15 protein-coding genes are annotated in these 8,885 nt (G+C 42.5%); 4 read left to right on the top strand and 11 right to left on the bottom strand.

Annotation, left to right across the window (positions count from 1 at the left end; all coding sequences use genetic code 11):
- Positions 1–39: 39 nt before the first annotated feature.
- The gene (locus AC0J20_RS22755; RefSeq protein WP_473023508.1) at positions 40–288 is read right to left on the bottom strand and encodes a hypothetical protein; all 249 of its coding nucleotides are present in this window, start codon (positions 286–288) and stop codon (positions 40–42) included.
- Between the two features lie 114 nt (positions 289–402).
- A complete protein-coding gene (locus AC0J20_RS22750) occupies positions 403–579 on the bottom strand; it encodes a hypothetical protein (RefSeq protein WP_473023507.1) in 177 nt (58 codons plus the stop codon).
- 248 nt (positions 580–827) lie between these two features.
- Here AC0J20_RS22750 and AC0J20_RS22745 point away from each other — a divergent pair, with 248 nt between their 5' ends.
- From AC0J20_RS22745 to AC0J20_RS22735, 3 genes are all read left to right on the top strand, one after another.
- A complete protein-coding gene (locus AC0J20_RS22745) occupies positions 828–1,277 on the top strand; it encodes a hypothetical protein (RefSeq protein WP_473023506.1) in 450 nt (149 codons plus the stop codon).
- Between the two features lie 65 nt (positions 1,278–1,342).
- The gene (locus AC0J20_RS22740) at positions 1,343–1,690 is read left to right on the top strand and encodes a hypothetical protein (protein WP_473023505.1); all 348 of its coding nucleotides are present in this window, start codon (positions 1,343–1,345) and stop codon (positions 1,688–1,690) included.
- A 66-nt stretch (positions 1,691–1,756) separates the two neighbouring features.
- Entirely contained in the window at positions 1,757–2,899 is a 1,143-nt protein-coding gene (locus AC0J20_RS22735; protein WP_473023504.1) for a hypothetical protein, read from the top strand.
- A 6-nt stretch (positions 2,900–2,905) separates the two neighbouring features.
- On the opposite strand, the gene AC0J20_RS22730 is transcribed toward AC0J20_RS22735, so the two are convergent.
- The 9 genes from AC0J20_RS22730 to AC0J20_RS22690 form a co-directional block, all read right to left on the bottom strand.
- Positions 2,906–3,076: a hypothetical protein gene (locus AC0J20_RS22730; protein ID WP_473023503.1), complete on the bottom strand. Its 171-nt coding sequence runs from the start codon at positions 3,074–3,076 to the stop codon at positions 2,906–2,908.
- Positions 3,077–3,193: 117 nt separating this feature from the next.
- Entirely contained in the window at positions 3,194–3,361 is a 168-nt protein-coding gene (locus AC0J20_RS22725) for a hypothetical protein (protein ID WP_473023502.1), read from the bottom strand.
- 142 nt (positions 3,362–3,503) lie between these two features.
- A complete protein-coding gene (locus tag AC0J20_RS22720) occupies positions 3,504–3,746 on the bottom strand; it encodes a hypothetical protein (protein WP_473023501.1) in 243 nt (80 codons plus the stop codon).
- Positions 3,747–3,818: 72 nt separating this feature from the next.
- Positions 3,819–3,977 (bottom strand): hypothetical protein, encoded by a 159-nt coding sequence (locus AC0J20_RS22715; protein WP_473023500.1) that lies wholly within the window; start codon positions 3,975–3,977, stop codon positions 3,819–3,821.
- A gap of 12 nt (positions 3,978–3,989) precedes the next feature.
- Positions 3,990–4,175, bottom strand: a complete 186-nt coding sequence (locus AC0J20_RS22710; RefSeq protein WP_473023499.1) for a hypothetical protein — start codon at positions 4,173–4,175, stop codon at positions 3,990–3,992.
- A gap of 17 nt (positions 4,176–4,192) precedes the next feature.
- Positions 4,193–4,621, bottom strand: a complete 429-nt coding sequence (locus tag AC0J20_RS22705) for a hypothetical protein (RefSeq protein ID WP_473023498.1) — start codon at positions 4,619–4,621, stop codon at positions 4,193–4,195.
- A 743-nt stretch (positions 4,622–5,364) separates the two neighbouring features.
- The gene (locus AC0J20_RS22700; protein ID WP_473023497.1) at positions 5,365–5,892 is read right to left on the bottom strand and encodes a hypothetical protein; all 528 of its coding nucleotides are present in this window, start codon (positions 5,890–5,892) and stop codon (positions 5,365–5,367) included.
- 57 nt (positions 5,893–5,949) lie between these two features.
- Positions 5,950–6,351: a hypothetical protein gene (locus AC0J20_RS22695; protein ID WP_473023496.1), complete on the bottom strand. Its 402-nt coding sequence runs from the start codon at positions 6,349–6,351 to the stop codon at positions 5,950–5,952.
- A 60-nt stretch (positions 6,352–6,411) separates the two neighbouring features.
- The gene (locus AC0J20_RS22690) at positions 6,412–7,545 is read right to left on the bottom strand and encodes a DNA sulfur modification protein DndB (protein WP_473023495.1); all 1,134 of its coding nucleotides are present in this window, start codon (positions 7,543–7,545) and stop codon (positions 6,412–6,414) included.
- 240 nt (positions 7,546–7,785) lie between these two features.
- Here AC0J20_RS22690 and AC0J20_RS22685 point away from each other — a divergent pair, with 240 nt between their 5' ends.
- Positions 7,786–8,829: an adenine nucleotide alpha hydrolase family protein gene (locus AC0J20_RS22685; protein ID WP_473023493.1), complete on the top strand. Its 1,044-nt coding sequence runs from the start codon at positions 7,786–7,788 to the stop codon at positions 8,827–8,829.
- Positions 8,830–8,885 lie beyond the last annotated feature (56 nt).

Raw genomic sequence — 8,885 nt, 5'->3', positions numbered from 1 at the left:
TGTTGTGGAACTTAATCCGGAGAGCAAAAAAGAAGCAGCTTAACGGCTTAGGCGACAACTACCTTGAAAAACGCCGGGGTCAGCCACCTTCGACTGTTTAACTGTCATGTTTGGTAACATAGAACATAATTGTACGGCCATTGCTGGTGGAGTAAATTGCTGACCTCGACGCTTTCGTTCTGAAGCTGATGTATTCTGTCTCCAGTATTCACTATTAGCTTCGATACTATTGACCAGGGTACCAAAACTGGTAATGCAGTTACTCATGGAGTCGAGTTGATAGTGCATAGCATTTTCCTTTTTTCAGAGGTGCCGCTGGAACCCTGATTTATTTTTTGTTGGATGGAGGTCCCAGCGTTATCTGTGATATCAGCAACTGTGCTCCCTCATGGATAGATGTTTTCAAATACCGTTTGTTGACTCACCAATCTGAGCGAGCTTATTCGTTAACCAATAAAAGTCTTCGGGGATATCGGATTCAGTCAGTCTCCCTGCGGCAATCATTTCAGAAATACCTTCAGCTAATTCAATGGCCACATCGTGATTTTTTAAATCCGTACTTTTTATTGTTTTGGTCATCATAAAGTCCATAGATTGCTTGATTGATGTAATTATAATAATTTCATTCTGTGTGTCGATAATATAATTACATTTTGCTTTTTTGAATTAATGATTTATAAAACCTCAACCGTTGAGGAATATCTTTTCAGGGGTGTGTATTTTAAAAAATGAGAAAATTACAACGCCAAAATACAATATAATATTGTATTAAGTATGATCTTGTGTTACTTTTTTCCTCAAATTATGACTTTTGGGTGGGCCAAATTGTGAAGATTGCTGCTTTGTTATTGTTTTTATTGTTAATGAGTGTGACCAGTATCGCTCTAAATTTATCTATAGAACCAGTAAGTAATGCGATTGCACATCTGGAAAATTTGATAGACCGTCGTGTTGATGCAGACCTTGTTTATTGCCATCGAGCCAAGGTGCTGAATGAAGATGGTGCGGAGAATTGTAAATCCCATCTGGAAAAACTGTTTTTTGTGCGGTGCAGTGATGGCGCGCTATTTCGCTTTCATAGCGCAGGTCACTTTACGATAGAGCACAATAAGAAATACAACGTCAAAGTCATCCTTCGTAAACTGAATAATATAAATATGTCCGGTGGATTCAATGAGTGGTGGAAACTTAGGCCCAGAATGACAGGCTTTCCCGACAACTTACAAACATTTACTCACGACAAAAAGCAGCATATTGCAGTTAATATCTGTCCTTAGTGTTGAATGTTGTGAGGTCGTTTAACTGAATCTTAATCGTGTCATGTCACATGGAGTGATACTGAATGAAATTACAATCGACATCAAAATCTGGTCATCAGTTGTATGTGAATCTCGTAACTACGCTGCTGCCGCAAGCTATTGAGTCAGTGACACCATTGTTACGTTTTTTATCCAGACAGAGGCAGGGTAGGCTGGTGATTACAACAATAGAATCACGAAGCCTGGCAGAGCAAATTAAGACGCTCATAGTGTCCGATTCATTACGATTACATATTGCCTCTTGTCAGAGTCTGGCGATGTCTGAAATTCAACGACTTACATTTAACGGTAATGGTTATCAAATGCCTCAGCATATAGGGTGTGTTGACCAAATCATCATTACCACCGATCTGACAAAGAAAACAACGTAAGGTACAACGCGCCAGTTAATAAGCATGTGTAGGCAGTTGGCCATATCATTATTTTAGGGGAGTATTATGAACAACATTTCTATTATCCCGGGTGAGCAACACGCTGTCGTATCTCTGCGGGTAGCTCTTTCCACGCGGTGTTCTCGAAACAACTTATCCATAGATCAGGCCTTAAAGCATATGCTTGATAGTGCAATAAGCAAAGGTGAGGTCGTAGATTACGATTATCATCAGGATGATATTTATCTGGTTAGTGTTCAGGGGGCACCGGTAGCGGGAGAACTGTTTGAGCAACAACCGTCTCGGTCATTGGCCAGGATGTCAATGTCGCAGCTGCAAGATATTGTGGTACATCTGGTGCAATTTAATCGACACCATCCTGACGCTGATAGCTTGTCTGCGCAGGTGCTGCTAAATATTCTCTTATTTGAAATGCAACAGCATCATATTGATGGTTTTAAAACCGAAGGCTCCATTGGACCCATGTCGGTAAAATCCGACTTCCCAACTCACCAGCTTGCAAGTCTTTTGGTCAGACTTGATCAAGCCGCCGCAATTATTAACGAGCAAGACTGGCCAGCAATTAGTCAGCGTATTAATGCGAGTATTTATTCTCACCAGGAAGATTTTCCCGAATTTCATGGAGCATCACGTATTCAGCAGGAGCGTCGACGTCAGATATGTGAAGAAGGATATGCAGTGACAAACGATGATGAGCTAATTCAGTCTGAACTGTTATCTGCGGCGATTTGTTATGCTGCGCCACATGGTAGTCTTGATATCGATGTGGAGCAGGTGTTCCCTTTTGATGAGACTGAGTATAAGCCGGTTGTTCAACCTGTTGGTAATCTGGTTAAAGCGGGAGCCTTAATTGCGGCTGAAATTGACCGGCTACAGCGTACTTTACCACATAATGAACTAGCACTGATTGACGGGGCGGTGCTTATAGAAGAGGAGCGTATGCGACAGGTTCGTTGCGAAGGTTACAGCTTTGAACATGATGACACGCTGAACTATTGTGAGCTGGTGGATGCCGCTTTATGTTACTGTGCTTTGCAGTGTTCAATATTGCGGATTGATTTGCAAAGTAGTTTTCCTTTTATGGCGTCAGCATGGAAACCATCCACTGATCCGGTAAAGAACCTGGTAAAGGCCGGCGCACTGATATGCGCTGAAATTGACAGGTTATTGCGCGCATCAACCAGCTGAATAATATCATTCGTTACCTGTTTTGACAGGTAACGCCTTCATTTTCTTCGGCACCATATCCCGCAACAATAACCAACCATATTTACCCAACCGGTTATACCATGAATTAAGCCCCCCTTGGCCAGCTTTGGGAATGGCATTGCGCTCGTTTTTAGTAGTGGATCCGCGCTCAAACAATGCGCTACTTATCTACATTTGAGGAGGGGAGGGTGTTATGTAAGGTGGGCAGTGGTCTTGTCAATTTGACTGGTGCACATTTGCGTTCCAGGCCCAATGTCCATCGGTCAATCTTTCCTATTTTTTAAACTTTTTATAAATAGCAACCAATGCAGCCAATCCAATCAATACGTATAACAAGTCATGGGCCTCAGCCCCTTCTGGATTGCCAATCTGACCTTGTGCGCCCCCTGTGGCGTGAACGAGGATAGGAAGCAATAGTAATAATACTAACCATTTTTCCATTTATCTAACCGGACACTTTTCGTTAAAGCGAATGCCATGTTCCCCAGGATCATAACTGGACTCGTTCGTCATAACTCATACTCTACTTAATTAACTCACCAGCGCTTACGAGGCAGACTTACTGCTACATATAAGTTCCATCTCAGTATTTAACTGATTTAGCCCAGTGTATTTGGTCTTCTAGATCGGAATATTCATAGTTTTTCACTAGGATTATTCCAACCCAATTGCCCTGATCGTCTCGCTCTATTGCGCTAGCTAAATCACCTGATGTTTTAAGTTCAGTACATTTCTGATGGAAGCGTTCTTCAATATTGCTAGTCGTCATCTTTTTCGCCTGATCTAATCTTTGAGCCACAGTTCTCAGCCAACCAATATCGCCCATCTAATTCCGTGTTGTCGGGTTTGTATTTGGTCTAGTTAATATCCATTGCTCACTCAGTTTATTTTTGATTACTTATTGCTGAGAAAGGCAGCTAAAGCAAGTGTCCTCACCAGCGTTTACATTAACAAGGTTTTTCTTGCAAATGGAGCAGGCCTGCATGTTCGGTAAAGTAGCCTCAAACTCTTTCCACGCTTGCTCTTGCTCTGGTGTCCAGTCGTCTAACTCTTCCATTTACAAAGTTCCCTATGCTGACAAAAGGCGACAACCGTGATTAATAATCACTTGTTTTTCTTCGTCGATTAACTCTGAACGAGTGTAAGTTTTCGCCTTGTGTTGGTCGTTTGTAAAACCGTCTTCCGTCCAAAATCCACAATGCGGATCTTGGACATTAAACGCTTTATCGCCTACTGATTCCCAATCGATAGCCATAAAATCTCCTACGTGATCTATTTGTTGGTTAAAGGTTCAAAACCAGCCTCTACTGCTTGTCTAGTTAGCAAGTTACAGAACTCTTCATGGTCTACATCATCGCTACCAGGCCAATCGCAACCAAGGAAGAAATGAGATATTGCAAAGCTAATTTCTTCTCTTACATCAGTATCTTCAATACCGAACTTCGCAACCTTAATTCTGGCGCGAGGGTAAATCTCTAAAAGCATTTTTGCGTCTGCAATAGCAAACGAAACATTTAAAGTTTCTTCGACATACCTTGCTACTTTAGCGTATTCAATATCATTTGGTTTGGACTGATAGTTCTCTCTAAAAAATTTGGCACCTTGAACCATGTTTTTAAGGATGTAATTAGCAGTGTCAGATTTACCACTTCTGTAGCTTTTATCTGATTCCACCATATGTTTAGGATCACCTATGAACATTTAGTCACCTTTTTTTCATTAGCCATTGCAGCACATGCAAGCTTAAATGCGACGCTTTGGGTATGTGCATCACTTGCAGGCTTACCAGTGATTATGATTGCTGCTTCTAAACTTTGCTGAGTCAGAGTATCCATGTTCATAGTGTTTGATGTAATTGATTAACCTGAATACAAGTATGATTCCCAATGGGAACTATTGCAAGTTATTCTCCATTCTTTTTTATGATTTTATTTGCCTTACTTGGAGTGAAATTCTAAATGTTTCAATATGAGCAAAGATATAGCGTAGGAAATGTTTAATCACTCTAACCAGCTTAAAAATATTTCGCAGGCGTGGAGCCAGATAAAATATGTAAAACGTCAATATGGCACGCCCTGTCTATCTATGAATGCTGCCAGCGAAAAGAAATGTGCCATTTGCGGGGTGTAAACAAGTGAGGTTTATCGGGGATAAAAGCCGCATAATGTGCAGAAATTTAATAACGATATAAATCAGTATGATAACGCTGAGAAAGGCCAACTGCCATATGGCTGGTTAATTTTTAATCAATCTGTGTAAGCGCCTTACAGCAAAAAGTTTCATCCGTGTTGTGCACAGCTTATTCACAAGGTTATAAACTGTTTTGTTGATAACTGTAAATTTTTGATACTTGACACTGGTCTTTACGCGATTTTTCAGATATTTACGGCACAGGCATGGTGTTACTCTACAGAAATCTGCTTGCTTCGGCCCCGGTGTTTTTTCTACTGAGATTGTGCCAGTGCCGAAAGTGTATTGATCCAGTGTCTTGCAAGCCGCCATCCAAAAGAATTTGGCGTGGTTTTGCACACTCTTTTCATATTATCAATAGTGCAATTTACTAGCGGTAACAGGTTTGCTCTGGCATCCAGCCCAAGGAGTGTTTTGAGTTCATCGAGTATAATGGTGGCTTTAACTGGCTCGCTAATTTGAGCAGGTGTCCTGTTTTCGTTTTTGATAATCTCAAGGCTTAGGGCAATATCACTTTTTTTGTACATTGACAGTACGTCCATTGTCAGGCTATTTACTCTCCACACCATTCCCTCTTTATTTCGTGATATTACATCCTTAATGTTCCTGGTCTCAGAGCCAGTTAATTCACTCAACATCCCTATACCATCCTGCTCAGGGTAATAATGCTGCATCATAGCAATAGCGCGCTCAATTACGACTCTGGCTGTTTCACCATTAGCTTTTGTTCGTTCCCTAAGCAGATTAAATCTAATCGGGTCGGCTATATTAAGCTGTGTCAACTTGTCATTCTCCAGTAGGGTATTTTTACAGGTATAATGTGTGCATTTGCCACCTTATCAAGGTTTATGTTGTTCAGGCCGGCCCCAGTACCCGTATACCATCTTGTGGGTTGAATTAAAGGTATCGAAGGCAACCCCGTCGATAACTGCGACAAAATGCTTTGCCTGCCTGGCGATAACGGTTCCGGTTAAATCGGCACAACGGGCTTTTCTGTCAGCAAACGCTGGGGCAGGGTGCCAGATAAAACCGTATCTTATCAGCACGGCATTAAAGTCGCTCTTTTTGATCCCATTTCGGGCAGAGCAAACTCCGGAACTACGTTTTGCCTGCATCGCCAACTCCTTATAGCATTCTTGATAGTCCCTGCTTAACGCTATTGCCATCGCCCGGGCTGCACAATCTCTGGCTGCGCCTTTATAATAATTTTTACGACCACCATCGTTATAAATCCATTGCACTGTATCCTCTCCCTTCATATAGGTTTTCGTAAGCATGCCTGGATAAGGTGTGGGACTATTTTAGCGATTAAGTGGCGCATTAGCGTTGTCTCTCGCCTGGGCTACTGATGTTTCCACTTTTTGAAGATCTTCGCTCATTGGAATGTCGGTCAACTGACACAAGCGTGCTGCAGTCGACTTAACCCCAAAAGTAGATTTGTTCATCTTGCCATTAAAATCCACACAACGACCGATCCAGTTATCATGCATTTTCGTCAAATCTATTTTTGATAGTGCCTGCATGAATGACCAGTCTTCCTTACCCTGGTCATTCATATGGTTCAGAAGATTATACCCCCACAAGAAAACGGCCTCCAAAAAGACGGCATGGGAAGTGATGTAGTCTGTTCTGAGCTCAGTCATATCCATCTGATTTTTGAGCATCGCATTAAAGTGTTGCAGATGATGCAAATGGTTAATGAATCGTATCAGTAATTCCTTTACGCGCTCTCGGACCTGGGGCTTTTCGACTTCAGATGAAAACTGGTTCTCAGTCATACCAAGAAAATAGGTAAAAGCCTTTTTCACTGATACCAGTGGCCATGCTTTGGTGGAACGGGCACCTACGGAGTTTGATGCCATATCAACCTTTTTCTTAAAATCTGGTACCTCTTCTAACACTTCTTTGATAAAGGTATTTAAATCTCCTCGATGGTCAAAAGTGATGGACAGGCTGCTCGATGGCTTCACGCTGTGTCCATTCAAGTCAGCAAATATCTGTTGTTTGCGCTCGATGGTATCTGCAAAATATAAGGTGATCGGCACAGATTCATCTTTTAGCGCCGGGTTCATCTGAAGAGCTTCTTTTAACCCACCTTCACGATGCTGCCCGTCTGCCAGGGTTAGTTTCATTTCAGCGGGTATTTTTATCACACCTAACCCATCTACAAATTGGCTTTCCAACGAAATAAAATCAGCCCGATTGTCCACAGTCCCGGTAAGTGCTCCGGTCACATATGATTCTGGATTCTTCAATACATACAATGAAAATTCCTTCACTCGCTTTTCATTAATATCTCGCTGTTGCCTGTACTCAACAGGCAGGTCTTTGTCATCGAAGACGCACACATTCGCCAACTCACTGAGCTTAACCATTGCAGAGTACATCGGATAACCGGCCTGAATGCCGTAAGTTGCGGGTAAGTAAATATACATATCGTTCTCCTGTTATTTAAGGGGTATGTTATACACTTAAAGTCTTTTCGTCAAGTGTATGTAATACGTATTTTGGTTGTTTTGCATTTCCCAACTTACACGTGCGAGATTATATTAAGTTGCCGATACAGTCAGTGTAGAGGTGTCTGATAATATAAATCAAGGATGTGTAAATAAGTTATTGACATGGGGTATTAAATGCGTATTATATGGGTATGTTATACGATTCGGAGAGAGGTTGTGAGCGCAATTACTAAATTATCTTTGGTAGATCCGGTTTTTGCTCAGCGCCAACGAGCACTGTCAACTGAAATAGAGCTTTTACCGTTATCTGATTACGATCGGGTGATTGTGTTCTTCAGTGGTAAAGATTCCCTGTATTGCCTGCTTGAGATGCTTGATCAGGGGGTCGACCGAAAGAAAATTGAGGTACATCACCATTTAATTGATGGTGATACCCAAGACCATTTTATGGATTGGCCTGTATCTCGTGACTATTGTCGTAAAGTCGCGCAGCACCTCGGGGTAAACTACCGTGAAAGTTGGCGCGAAGGTGGGTTTAAAGGCGAGTTGCTGAAACATAACAGTGTATCTCAGCCAATAATTTTCACTGACAGGGACGGACGTCATAGTTACCCGCCCGTAAGAGCATTGCCAAATACTCGACGTCGATGGCCATCCACCAGCGCCGATCTGAAGACGCGTTGGTGCTCGCCCAGCCTGAAAATTGAAGTCGCCGCAAAGTATTTGATTAAATCCACTGAGTTGCAAAGCATGAAGGTCTTATGCGTCACAGGTGAGCGGGCCGAGGAAAGTAAAAACCGGTCCCGTTATCTGGAGAAAGAAATCCATCGTACTAACGTCAGTGATATTCGCAACAAGGCCGGTGAACGCATTGGTGTCAAACGTTCTTCTGCTCGCTGGGTTGACCATTACCGCCCGGCACTGAAGGTGGATGAGCAAGCCGTATGGGAGAAGATCAGGCGTTGGAATATTATGCCACATCCGGTCTATTACCTCGGCTTTTCGCGCTGCAGTTGTGCACGCTGTATTTTCCTGAACAAACACTCATTGGCCACGCTTGAACGTATTGATCCGGCTGGACTGGATCGTATTGCTCTAATGGAAACTGAACTGGACCACACTATTGTCAAAGGTGCAGGTGTTAAAGAGCGCGCTGCAATGGGCATCCCTTACAACTTTGACCAGGACATTGTCGAGGTGCTGTTCTCTAGTGAATTCACATTACCTGTGCAACCTGAGCAGCCCCCTGTGTCAGGATAGTTGTCGCCTCAGTTTTTCGTATTGTTAGACAGGGGGTGGATGACAGGTTTGAGTGA

It is taken from the genome of Planctobacterium sp. R6 (genome assembly GCF_055755215.1).
The sequence above is the reverse complement of the archived record's forward strand: the minus strand, read 5'-3'. Positions and strand labels throughout refer to the sequence as shown.

Excerpts from the sequence above, each read along its gene's own strand:
- AC0J20_RS22720 (WP_473023501.1), bottom strand. The coding sequence starts at position 3,746 with ATGGGCGATATTGGTTGGCTGAGAACTGTGGCTCAAAGATTAGATCAG.
- AC0J20_RS22735 (WP_473023504.1), top strand. The coding sequence starts at position 1,757 with ATGAACAACATTTCTATTATCCCGGGTGAGCAACACGCTGTCGTATCT.
- AC0J20_RS22690 (WP_473023495.1), bottom strand. The coding sequence starts at position 7,545 with ATGTATATTTACTTACCCGCAACTTACGGCATTCAGGCCGGTTATCCG.
- AC0J20_RS22705 (WP_473023498.1), bottom strand. The coding sequence starts at position 4,621 with ATGTTCATAGGTGATCCTAAACATATGGTGGAATCAGATAAAAGCTAC.
- AC0J20_RS22710 (WP_473023499.1), bottom strand. The coding sequence starts at position 4,175 with ATGGCTATCGATTGGGAATCAGTAGGCGATAAAGCGTTTAATGTCCAA.
- AC0J20_RS22750 (WP_473023507.1), bottom strand. The coding sequence starts at position 579 with ATGACCAAAACAATAAAAAGTACGGATTTAAAAAATCACGATGTGGCC.
- AC0J20_RS22740 (WP_473023505.1), top strand. The coding sequence starts at position 1,343 with ATGAAATTACAATCGACATCAAAATCTGGTCATCAGTTGTATGTGAAT.
- AC0J20_RS22725 (WP_473023502.1), bottom strand. The coding sequence starts at position 3,361 with ATGGAAAAATGGTTAGTATTATTACTATTGCTTCCTATCCTCGTTCAC.
- AC0J20_RS22755 (WP_473023508.1), bottom strand. The coding sequence starts at position 288 with ATGCACTATCAACTCGACTCCATGAGTAACTGCATTACCAGTTTTGGT.
- AC0J20_RS22715 (WP_473023500.1), bottom strand. The coding sequence starts at position 3,977 with ATGGAAGAGTTAGACGACTGGACACCAGAGCAAGAGCAAGCGTGGAAA.